We start from the raw sequence: 22,054 nt of genomic DNA, 5'->3' as shown, positions 1-22,054 counted from the left end.
TTTCTTTTAGAAGTAGAGAGACTTCAAGCGACACCACCATCTGCGACTGATTGTCTTTGAGAGCAAGTGGTGCAGAGCAGAGAGGTGGGTAGCTTGGACTACACGCGAGGGATCCATGTTAAGTAGCTTCTGCCAGGGTGGCGTCTGGGGGCGTGCCCCCTGACGAGACTTCTGCCGGTGAGGCTTCTGTAGCCTGTTGTCGCACGAATAACTTCAATCGCTCAATGGCATCTCCGACAAGAAGAAGAATATCGTTCTCGCTAAGGCTCGTCCGATAACGGGAAATTGCTTCTAGGCTGGTTAGCGCTTCGTCAATATGTTCTAGATCGTCGTCTGAAAGGGCTGTTAAATCGTGCCATCGATGATAATGCGTCAGCTCATGAGCGGCAGCAGCCAGAAGACTCATGGATGAATTTGGATTTAGAATGTCTTGGCCTGGGTATATATCAGACCCGAAGACCACTTCGCCATATTGATGTCCCTCATCATCGATAGCAACGCGAAATACTGTTCGCCTGCCAGCTTCATGTCTCGCGTTAATTCGCCTTTCTAAGCTGAGAAAAGTCTGACTGGCACGGTGAATCTGCTCCTGAGTCAATGGAGCAGAGTTCCTTCCGGCTAATAGCGACGGGGCATTTTCAGACATAACTAAATTCTTGCGAGATAAGCGATGTCATTTGGGGGCGGGTTTGTCTCCATTAGTTGACGGAGAACCCTTCCGCATTCGGATCGCGCGGCACCTGTATTCAGCACCGTCAGTTTCCTCCCATCTCTTCCCGGCTTGACGACACCCACCCTCTGCCAAAGGGGGTTTTTTTTATCGAAGATATCCCCATGCCAATCCTCATATTTGTAGATTTTTGATTTGGAAAGTCTCTCAAGCTTCGTGAGCCATTTGCGCTCAGCTTGTGGCAGTCCTAATTTGGTTGTGTCTTCGTTAAAGTTCTTCATTATATATGCGTAGCCATGCATCATGGTGGCAGCATCTACAATTAAATTTTCCCTTACGTTTTTTCTTTCCGCGACATCCAGATGCCCTAGCTCAGGGCGAACTTGATAGATTAAGTCGTAGAAAGTCCCCGCCACGACTCCAATTCCCTCAATTTCGATTTCATCCAAGCCGTCCGAAGGCGCCAAGGATTTCATCATTTCACGCAGAGTCGAAAGGGTAATGACCTGGGGATTTTTTGGAGTGAGCCGGTCCGTAACCCGGTTTACATTGTCTCTCAACGCTTGGCTTCGCTCAATGGTTCGCTTCGCCAAGATGGACAGGTCATCTAGGGTAGTGAGGTCGAATGCTTTGGATTTGGATGTTGGCTGTGGGCGCTGATTCTTATCGAAGAAGTAATTACCTTCGTCTTCTCTCGTTAAGAAGTAGAGCTCAATTTTGAATTGTTTCGACGGATTGAATTTTGGATATGAGCTGCTGGATTCCCGGTAGGCATGGACTGCTCGTATAATTCCCTGCTGTCTATGGTGTGAGTCAGGAAGGTAAATTTTTCCCGAGTAGATGTAAATTGATTGAGTCTCTTTGTCTGCATATGCCTCAAATTGGCCGGGACGAAGATTCCAAATCAGCGGCGTAAGGAAAAGTCGCTCTGCTCGGAGGAGCTTTTCTGCAATCTCATCGGCGTTATTGGAATTGAAGATATAAGCTTTGGGGTCGGGGTATCCGTCGCCGACTGCAAGTTCTCGCGGCGGAGCGGGATGGATATCGGGTCGGATGCCTCGCTGCACTGCCTGATCAGTCCAGAGGAGTCGACTGTCAGCGGCATCAGTCAGTTCTTCGGCAGTTATCGTGAAAGTCGCTAAAGCTTCTTCCCCTTGGCCGGTCCACTGAATATTCGGACAGACGAAGCGACCTCGGTAGATTCCACCGTCTGCCGAATGCTTTGGATTTGTTAAGAAGCCTGAGATTTCGCCCGCTGCATCAGTGGTCACTGTGCTCATGTCCTTGTTTTTCTAACCGTGACCCTACTTGGAGGTCAATGATTAGTGGCTAAAGATGTTGTCCAGTTGAGTAGTGCTTCCCAATCAAATCACCCGCATCAGCCCCCTCACCATCAAGCCCAGCCCCACCAGCGCGATCGCTGCTGAGCCGATGCGCTTGATCCACTTGAAATCCCCCTTCCACCAGCCGAAGAGGGCGAAGGAGATGAGGACGACGACGACTTGCGCGAGCTCGACGCCCACGTTGAAGCCGAAGAGGGCGGCGGGGATTTCCTTGGGCTGGTTCTGCGGGAGGCCGGTGGCGAACCCGAGGCCGTGGACGAGGCCGAAGGCTCCGACGAGGGCGATGCGGCCCTTGCCGAGTTCCTTCACCAAGAGGTTCTCGATCCCGACCCAGGCGATGCTGGCGCAGACGAGGATCTCGATCCAGGCGCGGGTCTCGGGGGAGGAGACATTGATCCAGCCCAGCGCGGCCAAAGCCAGGGAGACCGAGTGGGCGAGGGTGAAGGAGAGGGTCTGTTGGAGCAGCGGCTTCCACTTGGGCGCGAGCAGGAAGAGGCCGAGGACGAAGAGGATGTGATCAAACCCTTTCGGCAGGATGTGCCCGAAGCCGAGCTTGATCCAGTGCAGCAGCGAGTTGTCCGGGGCCTTCATCTCGGAAGTCGCCGGCTTGTCGGCGGTGGCGGCGCTGTGCTCGAACTCGGCGATGGTCATGCGTTCGCCGCTGACCAGGGGCTTCATGCTGGCCTTCTGGCCCTGGCGGACGGTGGCGACCAGCACGACATCGAAGGGTTCCCTCCAGCTCGCATCGAGCTTGCTGGCGCCGGGGGGCAGCTCGGCCTCGATCACCGCCTCGAGCATCGGCAGTTCCTCGGGCTCGCCCATGGTCATGAAGGTGGGCGGATTGAGGTGGAGTTCCGGGATGGTGAGGGTCCAGGTGACTTCCTTGCCATCGGCTTCCAGGCGCAGGCACTCCTTCAGATACTGGCGGGTGGCTTCCTCGATCTTCTTCCAGCCGTCGGGGCCTTGTTGGCGCAGCCAGGCGAGGTCCTTCGGGTCGGTCTGCTCGTCGCCGCGGAACTCCGGAAGCATGTAGGCGGCATCGGCCTCGATGGTGCCGTGGATCTGATTGCCGGTGATCTCCAGGTTCAGCGGGATCTCCGCGATCTGGTGGGCTTGCAGCAGGGTGGGGAGGAGGAGCAGTAGGAAGAGAAGGAGCCGCGGCATCGGGGATGCGGACGCTGCCGCGCTGCTTCGATAGCTGGCCGGGGTGAGGGCGGCAAGAGGGACCGGTGCTTCCGGATGGCGTGGATGAGGGGAGCTGGCGTTGCCTGGGGTCCGGGCTGGGGTCGGTGTGGATTGGCGGGGCTCGGGCCGGGCGTTTGATGGGGGCGAGTTCTCTCGTGCTTCACGGCGGCGAGCCGCCTGCGGAAGGCTGTGGCGAGCCTCAGCAGTCCATGGCCGCTGGGCGGCTGGAGGTGCGGGGACGCGGGGTGGATCGTGGAATTTGTTGATGGGGTGGACGCTGGCAGTCGCGGCTCTGGAGAGCCGCGCTACTTCTTGGGTGGCGCTTTGAGCTTTATCCGGGGAGCGACTTTGCTCGTGCTTCACGGCGGCGAGTCGCCTGCGGAAGGCTGTGGCGAGCCTCAGCAGTCCATGGCGGCTGGGCGGCTGGGGGTGCGGGGACGTGGGGTGGATCGGGGGATTTTGAGGTGGGGGTGGACGCTGGCAGTCGCGGCTCTGGAGAGCCGCGCTACTACTTGGCTGGCGCTTCGAGCTTCTATCCGGGGAGCGACTTTGCTCGTGCTTCACGGCGGCGAGCCGCCTGCGGAAGGCTGTGGCGAGCCTCAGCAGTCCAAGGCGGCTGCGCCGCGGGAAGGGTGTATCGGGCGGGATTGGAGCGGGCGGATCGCCGTTCGCGGCATTCTCTTCTTCTTGGAACTTGGCACTTCTCGCTTGGAACTTTTCCCTCACGGGGTGGACAGCATTCGTATCCGGGGAGCCCGGCAGCACAACCTGCGTGGGATCGACGTGGATATCCCGCGGGGCAAGCTGGTGGTGGTCACCGGGCCGAGCGGTTCGGGGAAGTCCTCGCTGGCTTTCCACACGCTGTTCGCGGAGGGGCAGCGGCGCTTCGTGGAATCGCTGTCGGCGTATGCGCGGCAGTTCTTGGACCAGCTCGAGAAGCCGGACGTGGACTCGATCGAGGGCCTGAGCCCGGCGATCGCGATCGAGCAGCGCGGCGGCGGGCTGAACCCGCGCTCGACGGTGGCGACGGTCACGGAGATCCACGAGCACCTGCGGGTGCTGTGGGCGGCGGCGGGGGTGCCGCACGACCCGGTGACGGGCGAGAAGCTGGAGCGGATGGGCGCGGGGGACATCGTCACGGCGATCGCGGCGATGGCGGAGGGGACCAAGGTCGTGCTGCTGGCCCCGGTGCCCCCGGAGGAAGTGCGGGACCCGGAGCGGCTGATCGGGGACTTGCGGCGGCAGGGCTTCGTGCGGGTGCGGGTGGAGGGCGAGATTCTGGATCTGGAAGACGCGCTGAAGGCATGGCCCGAGCGGGCGACCGCGGTGGAGGTGGTGGTGGACCGCTTGGTCGTGAGACCCGGCGGGGAAGCGCGCTTGGCGGACTCGGTGGAGACGGCGCTGCGGATCTGCGGCAGCGAGGCGCGGGCGCTGGTGCAGGCAGAGGAGGGGGAGTGGCAGGAGGTTTCCTTCCAAACCAGCTACCGGAATCCGGCGACCGGCTTCATGATCGGCGAGCTGACGCCGCGGCACTTTTCTTTCAACTCGCACCTCGGGGCCTGCCCGTCCTGCGAGGGCCTAGGCACCGAGACTTTCTGCGATCCGGCGCTGCTGCTGGGCGACCCGGAAGCGCCCCTGACCAAGGGGGTGAAGGGCTGGTGGAAGATCGGGGCGCAAAGGGGAAAGGCGTTCGCGAAGGAAGCGGCGGCGATCCTGCGGACGCTTGGCCTGCCGGAGGATGCGAGCTTCACGGAGCTGCCGGAGGCGGGGAGGACGCTGCTCTTCCAAGGCGGGATGCTCGACACCGGTTGGAAGGTCGGGCTGGAAAAGAAGAAGCAGCTCAAGCGCTACGAGGGCTTGTGCGTCGAGGCGGAACGCAAGCTGCGCGAAGCCCGCAGCGAGGCGGTGCGGCGGCGGGTCGCGCGGGTGATGGCGGAGCGTCCCTGCCGGGTCTGCCAAGGGCGGCGGCTGCGCCCGGAAATTCTGGCGGTGCGGATCGAGGGCGAAGGCGGGCGCTGGCTGGGGATCCAGGAATTCTGCGCGCTGCCGGTGGAGGAAGCAGATGGCTGGCTTTCCCAGCTCAGCCTGCCAGAGGACCGTGCGGAGGTCTGCGGGCAGCTGGCGAGCGGAGTGGCGGAGCGGCTGGGGTTTTTGCGGGAGGTGGGCTTGGGCTATCTGGGATTGGACCGGTCGAGTGCGACTCTATCGGGCGGCGAGGCGCAGCGGATCCGGCTGGCGACGCAGCTTGGCAGCGGCCTGACCGGGGTGCTCTACGTGCTGGATGAGCCGAGCATCGGCCTGCATGCGGAGGATACCGGCAAGCTGATCGCCGCGCTCAAGCGCTTGCGCGACCGCGGGAATACGGTGGTGGTGGTCGAGCACGATGAGGAGATGATCCGTGCCGCGGATTGGATGATCGAGATGGGGCCGGGAGCGGGCCGGGACGGCGGGGCGCTGCTGGGCAGCGGGCGGCTTGAGGATTTCCCGGAGGATTCCCCGACCCGGCGCTGGCTGGAGACGCCGCCGGCTATCTCCACGACGGCCCCCCTGCCGCTGTTGGGCGATGCGCTGGTGATCCGCGGGGCGAGCGAGCACAACCTGCAGAACCTGGACGTGCGGATTCCGCTGGGCGGAATTATTTGCGTGAGCGGGCCGAGCGGCAGTGGCAAATCGACGCTGGCGGATGATATCCTGCTGCGGGTGCTGAAGCGGCATTTCAACGGCAGCGGCGACCCGCCGGGGCGGCACCGGTCGGTCGAGGGGTTGGACTTCCTGGGCAAGGTGGTGGCGGTGGATCAGTCGGCGATCGGCCGCAGCCCGCGCTCGAATCCGGCGACCTTCACCGGGATGTTCGATGCGATCCGGGACCTCTACTCGAAGCTGCCGCTGTCCCGGCAGCGCGGCTACGGGGCGGGGCGCTTCAGCTTCAATACCCACGGCGGGCGCTGCGAGAACTGCGAGGGCGCGGGCCGCCTGAAGATCGAGATGCACTTCCTGCCCGACGCTTGGATCACCTGCCGGGCTTGCGGCGGGAAGCGCTTCAACCGCGAGACCCTGGAGATCCGCTTCAAGGGCATGAGCATCGCCGATGCGCTGGAACTCACTGCGGGGGAGGCGCTGGCGGCCTTCGCGGCGGTGCCGAAGCTGAAGCGGGTGCTGGTGATTCTCCAGGAACTCGGGCTCGATTACCTGCGGCTGGGGCAGGCGGCGAACACGCTGTCCGGCGGCGAGGCGCAGCGGCTCAAGCTGGCGCTGGAGCTGTCCAAGCCGGCGGCTCCGCACACCCTGTATTTCTTCGACGAGCCGACGACCGGCCTGCACTTCGGGGATGTCGAGCGGCTGCTGACGGCCTTCCGCGGGCTGCGCGAGGCCGGGCACAGCGTGCTGGTGGTGGAGCACCAGCTCGATGTGATCGCCGCGGCGGACTGGGTGATCGACCTGGGGCCCGGCGGCGGGCGGGAAGGGGGGCTGCTGGTGGCCGAGGGGCGGCCGGAACAGGTGGCCCGGATCAAAGAATCTCCTACGGGGCGGGCGCTTGCGCGGCGCAACACTCGCCAATTGTCAGACAAAGGGCTAGGTTGACGGCGCTACTTCCATGGATCCCGAAGACAACGTGAGTAAAAGCGCAGCCGCTGAAAATATTTCACCCTCGACGCAGGCATGGCGCGAGTGGATCGGCGAGCATGTGCCCCGGCTGATCCTGTTCGCGCGCCAGCAGTCGCGCTCGTCGGAGGATGCGCAGGACATTGTTCAGGACGCGCTGGTGAAGCTGGTGGAGAAGCTGGACTCGGGCGAGTTCGTGGGCGGCCAGGAATCGTGGATGCCCTACCTTTTCACCAGCATCCGCCGGCTCTCGATCGACCTGGGCCGCAAGGACGACCGCCGCCGCCGCCGCGAGGACTACGTGGGCGGGGAGGCCGACTTCGAGCAAAAGGAGGCCTTTCACCCGTGGTTCGAGAGCGAGTCGTCGGACGACGAGACGCGCGTGCTGCTCGAAGCCGGGCTAAAGGAACTGCCGCCGAAATTCGCCGAGGTGGTGGTCATGAAGATCTGGGGCGAGCGGACTTTTGCGGAGATCGGTGAAGCTCTTGAAATTTCTCCAAACACCGCGGCCTCGCGGTATCGCTATGGACTTGAGGCCTTGAAGAAAAAACTCTCTTCGGCCCGCCGCAAAGGCGACCTCTCGATCTGAACGAGGGCAGCCGACCATTTGACCAGACAGACATGGACAACGAATTCCAGGACATCGAAGACTCGCTGAAGGGCATGCGCCCGGCCGCGCCGGATAGTGCATACCTCGACCGGCTGCTGGCAGCGGTGGAAGGCCGTTTGCAGAAGAGCGACCTGTCGCTGGGTGGCATCGAGAGCCGCTTGGCTGCGATGCAGCCGGTGGCGATCGCTCCGGTGGACTTCGAGCGGATGCTGGAAACCGTGTCGCAGGTGCCCTTCCCAGTGGACGAGAAGGTGGTGCTGTTCCCCGGCAAGGCGAAGCCCGCCGCGGCCAGCAAAGCTGCCTCGCGCCGTCCCTGGTATGCCGCGGCAGCCGCGGTGGCGGTGGCCGGTGCCTTCAGCGCGATGATGATCGACGGGCAGCCGGGCGCGAAGGGCCATGATCCCGTGGCGCAAAGCCGGACCGAGCGGACGCTGCCCTTCACCGGGCCGCTGCCGCCATCGCGGTCGGGCAATGTGGTGCGTGCCAGCAGCGGCCTGCAGGAAGCCTCCGACCAAGGCGTGAGCTGGCAGAAGGATGGCAGGCCGATGCGCGTGGTGCGGGTCCGCTACCTGGACAAGGTGCAGTTCACCGATACCGACGGCAAGCTGGTGGAGATGGAAGTGCCGCGCGAGGAACTGATGCTGGTTCCGGAAAAAATCGACTGAGAAGCGAGACGAAACGACTCACTTACTACGCTTCTAGTATGTTAACGCCAATCAAGATGAACCAACGTTTCACATACGGATTTGCAGCTTTGCTGGGCCTCGCTTCGCCGGTCATGGCGATCGAAGGGCCGGATTCGCTGAAGCCGGTGCCACCGGCACTGGTGGAGGATGAAGGCGACACCGCACCGCCGGTGGAGGAGCCGCGCGCCGAGCAAGTGGCCCCGCCGGTCGATCTCTCCCGCCCTTACCTCGGCATCGGTGCCGGGGAACTTCCCGCGCTGCTGGCCGAACACCTGAAGCTGGCCGAAGGCGAGGGTGCGGTGGTCCACACGCTCGACCCCGCAGGACCCGCTGCCAAGGCCGGGCTGGCGCAGAACGACATCGTCACCAAGATCGGCGGCAAGCCGGTGAACTCCCATGAGGGCCTGCGCGACGTGGTTTCGGATCACAAGCCGGGCGACGAGGTCGAGATCGACTTCATTCACCGCGGCGACGCCCGGAGCGTGAAGCTGGCGCTCGGCAAGGCACCCGCGATGGGGCCGGAGATCGCCGGTCGCGGCACCCGCCCGATCGACCGGCTGCGGCTCAACGGCATGCCCGAGGACCAGGCACAACTCCTGCGCGATGCGATCGAGCAGAACGGCCGGGCTTTCGAAAACTGGGGTGAAGACGACCTGGATCCCGGATCGCTGATCCACCGCGGCATGCGCCAGCGGATGCAGCAGATGATGCGCGGCATCGAGGAGGCGCAGGGCCTTGCCCAGCCCGGCATCAACATCGGCGGGACCAGCACCAGCACGCTGCGGATTGCCGATCCCAACGGCCAAGGCAGCGTCGAGATCCAGTCCACGAACGGTGACAAGACTGCCCGGATTCTCGGCAGGGACGGCAAGGTCCAGTGGGAAGGTCCCTGCAACACCGAGGAAGAGCGCAAGAAGGTGCCGGAACAGCTGCGCGAGCGGCTCGACAATCTGAACATCGACTGGGACGCCGAGGGCAGTGGCATCCGTCTGCGGATGAACCCGCGGGCCCGCCCGCGCTAAGAGCGGCAGGCGGCAAGCAAACTTTCAGGGAGGCAAGTGCGCCCGTTCCGGCTGTCGGCCGGGGCGGGCGTTTCCTTGGTGGGGAGGGGAAGTTTGCTCGTTTTCAGTGTTCAGTTTTCAGGGGAGGCGGAAGAAGGGTGAACCGCCAAGACGCAGAGGACACCAAGTTCTTACGCCAACGCCATGATGGCCGGAGGCAAGGGGCTGCCGCTGCATGTGCTGGCTCAGGACAAAAAGCTGATGCAGGCCGAATGGCAGCGCGCGGTGCGGCCGAATGCGACGGCCTTCGGTGAGAAGCTGAAGGAGCGCCACGAAGAGTGACGGCAGCAAGCGGGATTTCAGGGCGGCAGGTGGGCACGTTCCGGCTCTGTGCCAGGGCGGTTATTACCGTTTTGGACGGGATGGGTTCCCAAGAGGCGGATGAAGATGACGATGTGGGTGAAGATGACGAGCGGCACGACGAAGGTCGGCAGGAGGCTCAGGGGCAGCTTCAGCATCGCGGCCATGGGGGCGGGATCGGCGATGGCGAGCCGGGCCGCGGTGATGACGACGAAGAGGATGTCCACCATGCCTAGTGCGTTCCAGGCGAGGTAGGCGCGGCGGCCTTGTGGGCGGGTGAGAAGCAGTAGGGAGGCGGAGGTCGCGACGGCGATGTCACCCCAGCCGGCGGGTATGGCGAAGGCAAAGGGGAGTTGGCCGCGGGCATGGAGCCAGAGGAAGTAGACTCCGACGAAGCGGACGAGGTGGAGGGCAATGAGGGACTCCAGCGGGATCGCCTTCAGCCAATCCCGGAGCGAATGCGATACGGCACAGGCGGCGAGCAGGATGAGAACGAGCGCCGCGAGGACGACCTGAGGCAAGGGAGGCCTCAAGGAGGCGACGGCCCCGCTGGCACCAATCACGAGGAAGATCGTGAACCAGAGAACGAGCGCGAAGGCGACGGTGGCGGCGAGGGGACGGGGGGAATGCATGACCGGGGAGGGGCTGATCCGTGTGAAGGCTGGCCCCGACGTCCGCGCTTGTCATTGCCACTTTGGGTGCATGGGTGGATGGCGCATTTGGATTTTGAAACCGCGAATGGACGCGAATGGACGCGAATAAAACCGGGGGCAAAGTAGGCGGTCGGGATGAATGGCGATCGTGATGCTTCACGGACGGCTCTTCCCCTGGGAGCGCGGAGCCACCGGCCCGCAGAATGGTCCCTAGTTGTTCGCGACACGGAAAGGCAGGCAGCCGAGCGACGGCGCTTTCCACCACCGCCGCGCGACGTGTAGTGCTGCCGGGGTCGCTTCTGCGGGGCAGAGCCTCCGCGGTCCCGGGCGCTGGCGCGTCAATCTTCACATGATGTGGGTGACGCGCGCCGAGTAGGTTGACGTGGTCCCAGGCGGCTGCGCCGGGCCGGTCCCTGGTGGGATCGGGGATTTTATGGTGCTTCGTCCGCCTGAAGGCGGGACTACTTACCCTTGGTGGCGGGCTTTGAGGGACCGCTCTTGTGCCGCTGCCCGCTTACTTGGCGTCGGGCGGGAACTGCTGGCGGAGGTGGTCCATGCGCTCCTTGATGCGCTTTTCGAGGCCGTTCTCGCCGGGGTGGTAGTAGACGCGGCCTTCGGGGAGATAGGCTTGGGGGACGTAGCCGCCTTCGTAGTCGTGGGAGTAGAGATATTGCATCTTCTCATCCGGTGTGCCGTTGGCGGCGGCGATTTTCTTGCGGGTCTTGGTGCGGAGGTGCTCGGGGACGGCGAGGGTGCGGCCCTTCTCGACATCGGACATGGCCGCATTGATGGCAGCGTAGGCGGTGTTCGATTTCGGGGCGGTGGCGAGGTAGACGGTGGCGTGCGCGAGGGGGATGCGGCCTTCCGGCATGCCGACGAATTCGTAGGCCTGCTGGGCGGCCATGGCGACGCGCAGGGCATTCGAATCGGCGAGGCCGATGTCCTCGCTGGCGGAGATCACGAGGCGGCGGGCGATGAAGCGCGGGTCCTCGCCGGCGTGGAGCATCTTGGCCATCCAGTAGAGCGCGGCATCGGGATCGGAACCGCGGATCGACTTGATGAAGGCGGAGGCGGTGTCGTAGTGGGCATCGCCATCGGCATCGTAGACGATGGCCTTGCGCTGGATGGATTCCTCCGCGACGGCGAGGCTGATGAGGATGGAGCCATCGGGCTCCGGCGGGGTTGTTAGAACGGAGAGTTCGAGGGAGGTGAGGGCCTTGCGGACATCGCCATCCGACATCACGGCAAGGTGCCGGATGGCATCGTCCGCGGCGACGACATTCATGCTGCCGAAGCCGCGCTCGGTATCGGTGAGGGCACGATGGAGGACGGGGATCAGGTCCTCGGTGGCGACGGCTTCGAGCTGGAAGATCTGGGAGCGGGAGACCAGCGGGGAATTGACGTAGAAGTAGGGATTGTGGGTGGTGGCGCCGATGAAGCGGACGGTCCCGCGCTCGATGTGAGGCAGCAGCACGTCCTGCTGGGCCTTGTTGAAGCGGTGGATCTCGTCGATGAAGAGGACGGTGGTCTCGTTGCGGAGGTCGCGCCAGGTGCGGGCCTGGTCGATCTTGGCGCGGATCTCGGCGACGTTCGATTCGACGCCGTTGAGGGCTTCGAAGCGCGAGCCGGTGCTGCGGGCGATGACGCTGGCGAGGGTGGTCTTGCCGGTGCCGGGCGGGCCGTAGAAGATCAGGGAGGTGAAGCGATCGGCCTCGATGGCACGGCGCAGCAGCTTGCCCGCGCCAAGGATGTGATGCTGCCCGGCGATCTCATCGAGGGTGCGGGGCCGCATGCGCGAGGCCAGCGGTTCGTCATCGCGGCGGGGTTCGCCGGGAGAGGAAGAGCGGACGTCGAAGAGATCGGGCACGGGGGGACTTTAAAGCGGTTGGATGGGCTGCCAAGTGGAAGTGCTGGGCGTTGAGGAAACGGCGGCTCGACCAGGGCCTGCCTATGATCTACCAAGGTTTTGTGACCAAGAAGGAGCGTATCGAGGCCATCCGGCAGGCCCACGAGAAGGGACAAATTGGATACACGCGCGAGCTTTGCGAGCGGTACCTACGCAAAAATCCGGACAGCGGATTTGTGTGGCTGATTCTTGCCAACAACCTCATCGCCCTGAGCCTTTATACGGAGGCAAGCGCGGCGCTGGACAGGGCGGAAGCATTGGTGCCCGACCAGCCCAAGAAGCTGGCGAATGTCATTGCCCATCGCGGGCATCTGGCGGAGGCAGCGGGGCGCTTCGAGGAGGCCGGGGAGTATTTTTTGCGGGCTCACGAACTCGATCTTGATGACGCCACTTGGCTAATCTTTGCCGGAGATGCGGCGGGTAGGAATGGCGAGATCGAGAAATCCTTGGAATTGGTCACTCGCGCGACCCTTTGCCCGGAAGGCTGCATTGACGAAGCGCATTTCAACCGCGGTGGGAAACTTCTTGTCCTGAAGCGATACGCGGAGGCTGCGGAGGCCTACCGTAGCGCGCTCGCAATCGATCCCACGTATGAGAGCGCCCTTCGCCGTCTTGAGGATCTGGAGATGATCCAAAAGGCGAAGTGGCGGACGAGGAAGCCCGGCTGACAGCCCAGGTACATCGCGAAGATGGACAAGGGGGGATTGCTGGGCTTCCATCGCCGCCGATGGAATCCCTCACCCACCTGCTCGAGAACAACCGCCTGTGGGCATCGGCACAATTGGCGGTAGATCCGGACTTTTTCGCGCGGCTGGCGCGGCAGCAGAGTCCGGAGTATTTGTGGATCGGGTGCTCGGACAGCCGGGTACCGGCGAACCAGATCACGGGGCTGGCACCGGGGGAGGTTTTCGTGCACCGCAATATAGCGAACGTGGTGGTGCAGACGGATTTCAACATGCTATCGGTGCTGCAATTCGCGGTGGACGTGCTGAAGGTGAAGCACGTGCTGGTGGTGGGCCACTATGGCTGCGGCGGGGTGCGCGCGGCGCTGGAGAACCAACGGCACGGGGTGGTGGACAATTGGCTGCGGCACATCCGGAATACGGCGATGCGGAATGAGGCCGAGTTGGACGGGCTGGAGCATGAGCTGGCGGTGGACCGCTTGTGCGAGCTGAACGTGCTGAAGAACGCGGAGAACGTTGCGCGGACGACGATCATCGAGGATGCCTGGGAGCGGGGTCAGCCGGTGGAGATTCATAGCTGGATCTATCGCCTGGACACGGGGCGGATCAGCGTGCTGGACGAGCCGATCCGGCCGGTGTGATGGGACGGTAGGCGGTAGGCGGTAGGCGGTAGGCGGTAAGAGAGTCGCCCCAGCTTGCCGCCAGTCCGGGTGGTCATCATTCATCCCGCATGAGGCGTCCCTTCAGGACGCGATGCTGTGGTGTCATTTACCCGGCACTGTGCGCCGGGCTTTTATAAGCCGTCCCGTTGGGACGAAGAGGGACGCGAAAAGGCCGGGAGATGGCGCTCCCGGCCTTTGTGGTGTGGAGCTTTCTTCAGGGAGCGGCGGTGATCTGGAGGTCGAGGAAGCCCTTCGGGCCGCGGGGCGTGGCACCGCCGATATCGCCATTCAGGCGGAAGGTCCGATAGGTCCAGCCGGTGGTGAGGGTAGGCATGTTGGCAGAGCTGACGGGGATCTCGGTGACGCCTTGGTCGAAGGAGGCAAGGTCATTGCTGGCGCGGATGGTGTAGATCACCTTGTCGACGGTGGCATCGGCTGCGGGGCCGGGCAGGTTGTCGAAGGTGGCACCATTGCGGACCGGCAGGGTGACGACCAGGGCGAGGCCTTCAATGCGGGAGCGCACCCTGCCATCGCTGCTGCCATTGGCCGGATGGCCGTCGAAGGCGAATTCTTCGAGGTTGGTGAGGCCATCGCCGTCGGGGTCAGCGGTCTTCAATGCGGCATCGCCGGTCAGGCTCGGGAAGCCCGCGATCCAGCCGGCGAAGGGATCGGAGACCGGAACGACGATCGAACCGGAGCCGGTGATGCGACCGCTGGAATTGGCCGAAGTGTAGGTGCCGGCGGGCTTGGTCACTCCGTCGATGATGAGTGCGGCCACGGTATCGGTTTGACCGTGCGGCAGGTTCAGGACCGCGCCGGAAGCGATGTCCAGGGTGCCGGTGTCGCTCAGTGAAGCGGTGCTCAGGATGAGGGTGCCGGCATCGAGATCGGTGCCGCCGGTGTAGGCGTAGGTGCCGCTGAGGGTCAGCGTGCCGGATCCGGTCTTGTGCAGTGATCCGGTGCCGGAGATCGCGCCGGACAAGGTGATGTCACGCGCAGCATCCAAGCTATCCGCGGCACGGATTCCGAAGACGTTCGCGGTGGTCACAGGCAGGGAACTCGACCAAGCGGCCTTTGCGGCAAGGGTGCCGCCATGAAGCTGAACCTGGCTGGTGTAGCTAGGCGCATCCTGGACCATGCCGCCGGCACCGACGTAGAGCGTGCCGCTGCTGACCGTCACCCGGCCGGTGGCATCCACCGCGCTGGTGGGGGTGCCGAAGCTGATGCGCTCGACGGTGGCGGTGCCACCGCTAACGAGGAACTGCGAGCGGTTCGCGGAGGTGACATGCGGGCTCAGGACAATACCTTGGGCTCCGTCGGTCGAGACGAAGCTGCCGCCGCGGACTTCGAAGAGAGACCAGCGGGTGGTCGTGGCATTGCCGATGCTCACCACGCCGCCAACGGTCAGGCTGCCATTGATGACCAGCGAGCCTGCGCCAGAATTGCCGGTGCCGACTTGGAGGGTGTTGCCGATGGTGGCGGTGCCGCCGTTGACCACGAGCCCGCCATTGCCAGCGGCTGCAGGAACGGGATCGGCGCCGGTGTTGTAGTTCAGGGAGCGACGGATGATGACATCGAGGGCGGAGAAGGTGCCGCCATTCACTTCGAGCAAGGAGCCGTCATTCTGCGAGGATTGGACGCCGCCGGCGTAGGTGAGCGATCCGGAAAAGAGCCGGATGGCGACGCCGCCATTCTGGAAGGTGGAGAAGGCGCTGGAGGTCACGCTTCCGCCGTTCAGGAGCAACTGTCCGCCGACGCCGACGTTCGCCGAGGTGGTATTGATGCTGCCCGAGGTGAGCTCAAGGGTGCCGCCATTCACCGAGGTGGAGCCGGTATAGGTATGGGCGGCGCTTAGCTGGAGAAGGCCGGTGCCGATCTTGTTCAAGGAGCCGCTGCCGCTCAGGATGCCGGTGTAAACGGTCGGCTCGTTGTTGCCGCCGAGGGTGAGGGCCACCGGCCCGGGAATCGAATTGGTCAGGTCCAGGTTCTTGTTGCCAGCCAGACCGCCGAGGGTGGCGGCGGAGTTGGCACCGAAGGACAAGCTGCCGCCGGTGTCCGGATAACTCAGCGTGCTGTTCTGGAGGGCGAGGGGATTGGTCAAGTCGAGCGATGCCGCGGGGGACGAAATGGAAGTCCCGCCGGTGAAGGTACCCATTCCTGCCAACTCCAGCACGCCGGTGCCTTGATGCACCAGCGAACCGGTGCCGCTGATCCCGCTTGTGAAGAGGAAGGGACCGGCGTGGTTGATCACGAGGGCGCCGTTGTTCACGATATCGCCGAAGACCGAGCCGGTGGTCCCGCCATCGCCCAGTTGCAAGGTGCCTCCCGCCACGGTGGAGAGGCCGAGGAAGGACTCATCGCTGACAAGTGTCAGCCTGCCCTCGCCCGATTTCTGGAAGTCGGCAGATCCGGATTCGCCGATTGAATTGGCGAGCGTGACGTCATTGCCATTCGTATCGAAATCGACGGTGCCGGTGTCGAGGGTGATCGCGCGATTCGAGATGTCCTGGGTATTTCCAGGAGCCCAGACGAGTTTCGACGAGGCGATGCTCAGCGCACCGCTGCCGAGGCCGCCGCTGGCGAAGGTGGTGCTGCCGCCGGACAGGGTGAGCGCGCCGGTGAAGGAATTCGAGTTGAGCAGGAAGAGGCTTCCCGGACCGGTTTTGGTCAGCTTGCCACCGCCGGAGACCAGGCCGCCGAGCGTCATGCTGTCGGCCAGGGCGGCGGTATCGACGACGGTGTTAGAGCCCAGGATCAGAGGCGCGGAGATGGTGTGGCTGCCGGCTCCGTCGAGCAGCGAGGAGTTGCTGGCACCGTTGTTCAGCGTGAGCGAGCCGCCGCTGCCCGGGGCGATGGTGTAGCCATTGTTAGCGCTGACGAAGGTGATCGCGCCTACGGTTTTCGCACCATCGAGGGTGACAGTGGCCGGAGCGGTGAGGTTGATCTGGAAGTTCGCGGTGGCACCGCTGGCATTCGGGAAGCTGCCGTTCCAGTTGGCATTGTTCGCCCAGGAGCCGCCGCCATCGACGGTCCAGTTGCGGACCGCGCCGGAGGTGCCGATGGTAAGAGTCACAAAGCCGCCGGCGGTACCGAAGGTGTAGGTGAAACCGGGCTGGGGATTGGCGACACTGAGAGAATTGGCGCTGCCGCCGAGCGCTCCGCTGTAGCCGAACAGTTGGTAGGTGCCGGGGGTGGCGAAGGCATTCGCAGTGCCTGCCTGGAGAAGCGTGAGGGCACCGCCGCCGACGGCGAGGCCGCCGGGGCTGCTGACGGTGACCTTGTCGTTGCCGCCGCCGAACTCGATATCGAGCGTGCTGCCGGAAGCGAGGTCGAGTCCGCCGACCGTGAGTGTGCCTACACCTGCAGTACCCGGGGTAAGCTTGGCACCATCCTCCACGATCACCGCGCCGGTGATCGTGCCGGTGCCGCCGATGCCGCCGCCACTCAGGACGCTCACGTCACCCGAGCCGGTGGCGGATCCGCTGGGGTTTGTGGCGATCAGGGTGCCGGCGTTGATGATGGTTCCGCCCGAATACGGATTGTCGGCTTCGAGAGTCAGGGTTCCCGTACCGGCCTTCGTCAGGGACGCGGTGCCGGAGTTGCCGAAGGGGGAGGCGAGCACGACCGGATTGGCCAGGGTGTCGAAGGTGACTCCGTTGGTGCCGAAGGTGATGGGAATCGCGGAGATGTCCGCGGCTGCCGCCCACTGGATGCCGCCGCCATCCAGCGTGAGCGAAGGGGTTGCACCAAGGCTGGCCGCGGCCCCGATATTGAGCAGACCGCCGGTGACGGTGGTCGTGCCGGTATAGGTATTGGCGATGCCCAGGGTGAGCACGCCGTCGCCCGACTTGGCCAAGGTTCCAGTTCCGGCGATCACCGCTGCCAATGTGGTGGCAGCGGGGTTGTTATAGACCAGTGAGGTATTGTTGATCACCGCGGCGGTCGAGGTGAGATTGCCGGTCGTGATGCCGTCGCCGACCTGGAGGGTTCCTTCATGGATGAAGGTGCGTCCGGTGTAGCCATGGGACGCGGTGAGGACGAGCTTGCCGGCACCTGACTTGGTGATGGAGACCGGAGTGCCGCTGGAGGCATTCGAGATCGACGAGGCGATCGTCAGATCGGCGGCGGTGCTGTTCTGGATGATCGAGAAGGTGGCACCGCCGGTATTGTTGCGATTGGGACGGACGAAGCCCCCGTTCATCGTGACCGCTTGCGATCCGCTGGTCATGAGGATCCCGCGGAGGGTGCTGGTGTTCGTGTTGTTCACGATCACCGGACCGGCGGTGTTCGCGAATCTGACGCTCGATGGGGCCGCGCCATTGATGGCGTAGGTGTTCGCGGTGACGATGTTGGCGTTGCCGGTGAAGGCGTCGTTGGTGTAGGTCGCGGCGATGACATTGCCGCCCGCGTCGGTGGCAGCCCAGTCATCGACCCCATAGGTCATGAAGGGGTTGTTGCCGCCGTTGCTGGCCGTAGGGCCGTCCGCCACCACCACGAGGTTCGGGGTCGTGAGCTTGACGGTGCCGGTGGTGGAGACACGCACCACGGCGCCGACATTGTTGTTGTTGCCACCGCCAAGACCGCTCGCGGGAGAATTGCGATGGGGGACCGCAGCGAAGGTCAGCGTCCGTCCGGTGGGAACATTCCAAAAGAAATTCCCGGTGCGGATGATGTTGGTCGGCGAGGCCAGGTTGAGGTCCTGGGTGGCGGCGGAGACGTCGATGCCATTGGTCCCGATCGTCAGGACGTTGTTCTGGAGGGTGACCGGTCCGGCCGGGTTGGAGAGGGAGATGCCTTGCACCGTGCGGTTCGCGCCGAGGTTGATCGCGAGGTTGGAGGTCGAACTCGCGTTGAAGACGATGTTCTCCGTGGCATCGGGAAGTGCACCTTCCTGCCAGTTGGTGAGCGTGGCCCAATTGGCGTCAGTGGCTCCCGTCCAGGTCTTCGCGGCGTGGGCGGGGATGGTCGCGCAAAGCGTGGCGCAGGTCAGGAGCGCGGCGCGCACGGAGGCGCTGGAAGGAGTGTTGTTCATGGGTTTGGCGATTCTTGGGTTCTCCCGGGTCGGGGGAATGCGGGGGTTTTCCGCAGTTACAAGAATCGTTATCCATGATAGTGAGGATAGCGTCGATTACCCCAAGGGGGGTATGCGAACATCAAACATCGAACGCCCAACATTGAACGTCGAAATGGGGAAGAGCTAAAGCGGGTAGCGCGGCTCTTCCTTGGAGTCGCGGAACTTCATGGCCGCTTCGGTGCGGGAGCGGACGTGGAGCTTCTCGTAGACGTGCTTGAGATGGACGCGGACGGTTTCGACGGAGATGTCGAGGCGGTCGGCGATTTCCTTGTTGGCGAGGCCTTCGCAGAGCAGTTCCAGGATCTCGGTCTCGCGCTTGGAGAGCTTCACCTCATCGCCGCTTGGCTCCGCTTTGACGGGTTGGTGGAAGGCCTCGACCACGCGGCGGGCGATCTCGGCGCTCATCGGCGCGCCGCCGGAGCGCACGTCGCGGATCGCATCGCGCAGGTCGGCGGGTGTGGAGCGCTTGAGGAGATAGCCGGAGGCACCGGCTTTGAGGGCGGCGAAGATCTTGTCGTGATCCCGATAGACCGTGACCATGATCACTTGGATATCGGGAAGGTGTTGTTTGACCCGGGCGGTGGCCTCGATGCCGGACATGCCCGGGAGATTGATGTCCATCAGCACGACGTGCGGGCGGAAGGCATCGATCTTCTTCAGCGCGTCCTCGGCGCTAGTCCAGACCCCGACGCAGCGGCACTCCGGCGCGGACTCGACGATCTTGCGCAAGCTCGCACCGAGGGCGGCGTTGTCTTCCACGATGGCGACATCGGTGGCGGGTTCCTTGGGCATGGGATGGGAGAGGCTAGGAGTTGCTATCAGGGGTGGCAAGCAAGGGAAGAAGGAGAACGACTTTGGTTCCCCGGCCGCGCGCGGTGTCGAGCCGGATGCTGCCGCCCGCTTCGCGCATACGGCGCTCCAAGTTGCCGAGACCATCGCCGCCGCGGGCGTAGTCGAGAAGGAAGCCGCGGCCGTTGTCCTCGATGTGGATCTCGAGTTGCTTGTCGTCCAGGGTGATTCGCAGCTTCACCTCGGTGGCGTGGGAGTGCTTGACCACGTTGTTGAGGACTTCGCGTGCGGCGAGGAAGATCCCGTGGCGCTCGGCGGCGGCCAGCGGGTGATCGGGGATGTCCCGCGCCACCTCGCTGCGCAGCGGGATGCGGGCGATATCGAGGAACTCGCGGGCGAAGGCGGCGATGTATTCGACCAGCGAGCGCAGGGTGTCCTCGCGCGGATTCACGGCCCACACGATTTCATCGAGCGAGCCGACCACGTGCTTGGCCTTGGTCGAGAGTTGTTCGAGCGGCGGATGGAGGGGGCCTTCCGCGGCATCCTCGGCGGCCAATGCGGCGAGGATCGAGATCTCGGTCAGGCTCGCGCCGAGGTCGTCGTGGAGGTCGCGGGCGATGCGGGCGCGTTCGCCTTCACGGGCATGGCGGATCTTGAGGCTCTCGATGCGCCGCTTCATTTTCCTGCGCGCCAGGAGCCAGCCGGTGCCGGCAGCCATCGCGAGGATGAGGACGCCGGAGCCGACCATGAACCATACGGTTTCCCAGAAATGCGGGCGGATGATCAGGCGCAAGCTCGCCGGGCTGATGCTGCGCACGCCATCGCCATTCACCGCCATGACTTCGAAAGTGTAGCGGCCGGGCGGGACCGCCTCGAAGGACGCCATGCGCTGCCCGCCGACTTCCCGCCATGAGTCGTCCCAGCCGGAAAGGCGGACGCGGTAGGTGATCTTCTCCGGCGCGCTGTAGCTGAGGCCAACGAAGCGGAACTCAATGCGGGAGCGGCCGGGACCGGCTTCGATGGTGCCGCTGTTGCCCTCATGCTGCTGGCCATTGATGCGCACGGAGTTCAGGTAGACAGGCGGCGGCACGCGGTTGACTTCCACCAATTCGGGGCGGACGCGGACGATGCCATTCCCGGTGGGGAACCACAGCCGCCCGTCTTTTCCCAGCCAGCCGGCCGGCTGGTAGCCGCCGATGCATTCGCGCGAAGGCAAGCCGTCGGAGCGGTCGAGGCGCAGCCAGTGGAGCGGCGAATCCGGCTTCGTGACCCTCTCTAACAATTCCTTGCGGCTGGCGCGGAGGATGCCGCCGAGCGACCCGAACCAGAACTGACCGCGGCCATCGTCGATCAGGCAGGTGAGGCGTTCGTCCGGGAGTCCTTGGTCCGTCCCGAAGCGGTGCCAGCGCTTGCCATCCCAGAGGAAGAGCCCGCTGCCGAGGGTGGTGACCCAGATCTCGTGATCCCCCTTCGCATGAATGCCGGAGATCCAGCGGTGCTGCAGGTCGCTGGCTTGGCCGAGCGATTCGAAGCCCCGCGCATCGCCGAGGAAGACCCGGCCGTCGATGGTGCCGAGCGCCAGGGTCTTGGCAGGGCTGAGCGCGAGGGTGGAGACATCGACTTCCGGTAAACCCTCTGCCGGGCCGAATTGGCGCACCTCGTCTTTGGCATAGGACGCCAGCCCTTGGGAACCGCCGAACCACAAGGTGCCGGAGGCATCCTGGACCAGCGAGCGGACTTTGGAAGGGATCTGCGTCTTCGAGAACTGCGGCTGGAATTCGCCGTCGCGCCGGGCGAAGACGCTGCCGTCCCGCGCGGCGGCCCAAATCACGCCCTCGCGATCTTCAAAGAGGCCTCCGATCGCGCGGTTGTAGCCGCCGGGTTTCACGTCGACTTGCTCGGCGTCCTCGGGAGTCCAGCGGGTCAGGCTGCCGCTGCGGTTGGCCAGCCACCAGTCCCCGGAGCTCGCTTGCATTACCGCGAAGATCGGGTTGTCGGCGAGCCCGTCGCTCCGGTCCAGGACGTCGACGCGGCTGCTGCGAACCCTCACGAGCCCGTTCAACTGGCTGGCGATCCAGACATTGCCTTCGCGGTCTTCGAGGAGTTCGTTGAAGCTCAGAGGAGCATCGGTATCAGGCAGGATGACCGGTGCGGCCTGGGCTCCTGGAGCGGTGACCATGAGGCGGCCGCTTTCGTCGGCCGACCAAGTCTGGCCGTCGCGATCCGCAAGCGCGGGCGAGGAAGCAGGATCGGTTCGCCGGCCAGCCTTGGTTTGTACCTCCAGGTCTTTCTTGAAACGTTCTAACAGATCCTTGTCCGGGGCTGGGAGATCCGCGGCCTCGTCGCCATCGATCCGCCGTATCTCCTCGCCGCTCTTGATGTAGACGGTGCCTGCCGCGTCCTCGATCAACTGCGCGACCAGCGGTGGCCGAGGTTGCCGGGAATCGGGCAGGACGCGGGCGAAGCTACCATCGCGGATGCGGAAGAGGCCGCCTTGGAAGGTGGCGACCCAGATGTCGTTGTTCGAGGTCGCGTAGATCCGCCAGAAGGCGAAGCGGTTGCGGCGCTGCTGGCCGTCGAGTTCGATCGGCTCGAACTCGAGGCCATCAAAACGGGCGATGCCTTCCGCGGTGGCGATCCAGAGGTAGCCGTCCGGAGCTTGGACCAGCGAGCGGACCACGTTTCCGGGCAGGCCGTCTTCCGACTGCCACGCCCTCACCAGCAGGTCCCGCTCCTGCGCGGCGGCGAGGGGCCGCAGCAAGAAGAGGAAGGCGAGGAGCAGAAGCCGCACGAAGACAGTCTGGGGAAGGGCGGGGGAGCTTGTCGAGA

General features: G+C 64.2%; 15 protein-coding genes. 7 read left to right on the top strand and 8 right to left on the bottom strand.

What is annotated here, in order from left to right:
• Positions 1–118: 118 nt before the first annotated feature.
• From ABWK72_RS03095 to ABWK72_RS03085, 3 genes are all read right to left on the bottom strand, one after another.
• On the bottom strand, positions 119–646 hold the full coding sequence (locus tag ABWK72_RS03095; protein WP_367873318.1) for a hypothetical protein: 528 nt from the start codon (positions 644–646) through the stop codon (positions 119–121).
• 2 nt (positions 647–648) lie between these two features.
• On the bottom strand, positions 649–1,950 hold the full coding sequence (locus ABWK72_RS03090) for a DNA sulfur modification protein DndB (RefSeq protein ID WP_367873317.1): 1,302 nt from the start codon (positions 1,948–1,950) through the stop codon (positions 649–651).
• Positions 1,951–2,034: 84 nt separating this feature from the next.
• On the bottom strand, positions 2,035–3,177 hold the full coding sequence (locus ABWK72_RS03085; protein ID WP_367873316.1) for a HupE/UreJ family protein: 1,143 nt from the start codon (positions 3,175–3,177) through the stop codon (positions 2,035–2,037).
• 750 nt (positions 3,178–3,927) lie between these two features.
• On the opposite strand from ABWK72_RS03085, the gene uvrA reads away from it, so the two are divergent.
• The 5 genes from uvrA (at position 3,928) to ABWK72_RS03060 (ending at position 9,440) form a co-directional block, all read left to right on the top strand.
• Complete coding sequence (gene uvrA, locus ABWK72_RS03080; protein ID WP_367873315.1) at positions 3,928–6,780, top strand: excinuclease ABC subunit UvrA; 2,853 nt, start codon at positions 3,928–3,930, stop codon at positions 6,778–6,780.
• A gap of 13 nt (positions 6,781–6,793) precedes the next feature.
• Entirely contained in the window at positions 6,794–7,390 is a 597-nt protein-coding gene (locus tag ABWK72_RS03075) for an RNA polymerase sigma factor (RefSeq protein WP_367873314.1), read from the top strand.
• A 32-nt stretch (positions 7,391–7,422) separates the two neighbouring features.
• Positions 7,423–8,076, top strand: coding sequence for a hypothetical protein (locus ABWK72_RS03070; RefSeq protein WP_367873313.1), 654 nt, complete (start codon positions 7,423–7,425; stop codon positions 8,074–8,076).
• Positions 8,077–8,132: 56 nt separating this feature from the next.
• A complete protein-coding gene (locus ABWK72_RS03065) occupies positions 8,133–9,119 on the top strand; it encodes a S1C family serine protease (protein WP_367873312.1) in 987 nt (328 codons plus the stop codon).
• A 183-nt stretch (positions 9,120–9,302) separates the two neighbouring features.
• On the top strand, positions 9,303–9,440 hold the full coding sequence (locus ABWK72_RS03060; protein ID WP_367873311.1) for a hypothetical protein: 138 nt from the start codon (positions 9,303–9,305) through the stop codon (positions 9,438–9,440).
• Positions 9,441–9,457: 17 nt separating this feature from the next.
• On the opposite strand, the gene ABWK72_RS03055 is transcribed toward ABWK72_RS03060, so the two are convergent.
• Both ABWK72_RS03055 and ABWK72_RS03050 read right to left on the bottom strand, forming a co-directional pair.
• A complete protein-coding gene (locus ABWK72_RS03055) occupies positions 9,458–10,090 on the bottom strand; it encodes a hypothetical protein (protein ID WP_367873310.1) in 633 nt (210 codons plus the stop codon).
• Positions 10,091–10,625: 535 nt separating this feature from the next.
• Entirely contained in the window at positions 10,626–11,978 is a 1,353-nt protein-coding gene (locus ABWK72_RS03050) for a replication-associated recombination protein A (RefSeq protein WP_367873309.1), read from the bottom strand.
• An 83-nt stretch (positions 11,979–12,061) separates the two neighbouring features.
• Between ABWK72_RS03050 and ABWK72_RS03045 the strand changes: the two genes are divergently transcribed.
• Both ABWK72_RS03045 and ABWK72_RS03040 read left to right on the top strand, forming a co-directional pair.
• Positions 12,062–12,685: a tetratricopeptide repeat protein gene (locus tag ABWK72_RS03045; protein ID WP_367873308.1), complete on the top strand. Its 624-nt coding sequence runs from the start codon at positions 12,062–12,064 to the stop codon at positions 12,683–12,685.
• Between the two features lie 59 nt (positions 12,686–12,744).
• Complete coding sequence (locus tag ABWK72_RS03040) at positions 12,745–13,341, top strand: carbonic anhydrase (RefSeq protein WP_367873307.1); 597 nt, start codon at positions 12,745–12,747, stop codon at positions 13,339–13,341.
• Between the two features lie 235 nt (positions 13,342–13,576).
• On the opposite strand, the gene ABWK72_RS03035 is transcribed toward ABWK72_RS03040, so the two are convergent.
• The 3 genes from ABWK72_RS03035 to ABWK72_RS03025 form a co-directional block, all read right to left on the bottom strand.
• Entirely contained in the window at positions 13,577–18,394 is a 4,818-nt protein-coding gene (locus ABWK72_RS03035) for a beta strand repeat-containing protein (RefSeq protein ID WP_367873306.1), read from the bottom strand.
• Positions 18,395–18,559: 165 nt separating this feature from the next.
• Positions 18,560–19,228 carry a response regulator gene (locus ABWK72_RS03030; protein WP_367873305.1) on the bottom strand — a complete coding sequence of 223 codons (669 nt, stop codon included), beginning with the start codon at positions 19,226–19,228 and terminating at the stop codon, positions 18,560–18,562.
• 13 nt (positions 19,229–19,241) lie between these two features.
• Positions 19,242–22,016 carry a two-component regulator propeller domain-containing protein gene (locus tag ABWK72_RS03025; protein ID WP_367873304.1) on the bottom strand — a complete coding sequence of 925 codons (2,775 nt, stop codon included), beginning with the start codon at positions 22,014–22,016 and terminating at the stop codon, positions 19,242–19,244.
• Positions 22,017–22,054 lie beyond the last annotated feature (38 nt).

The organism is Luteolibacter sp. Populi, from assembly GCF_040801775.1.
Lineage (GTDB): Bacteria > Verrucomicrobiota > Verrucomicrobiia > Verrucomicrobiales > Akkermansiaceae > Haloferula.
The sequence above is the reverse complement of the archived record's forward strand: the minus strand, read 5'-3'. Positions and strand labels throughout refer to the sequence as shown.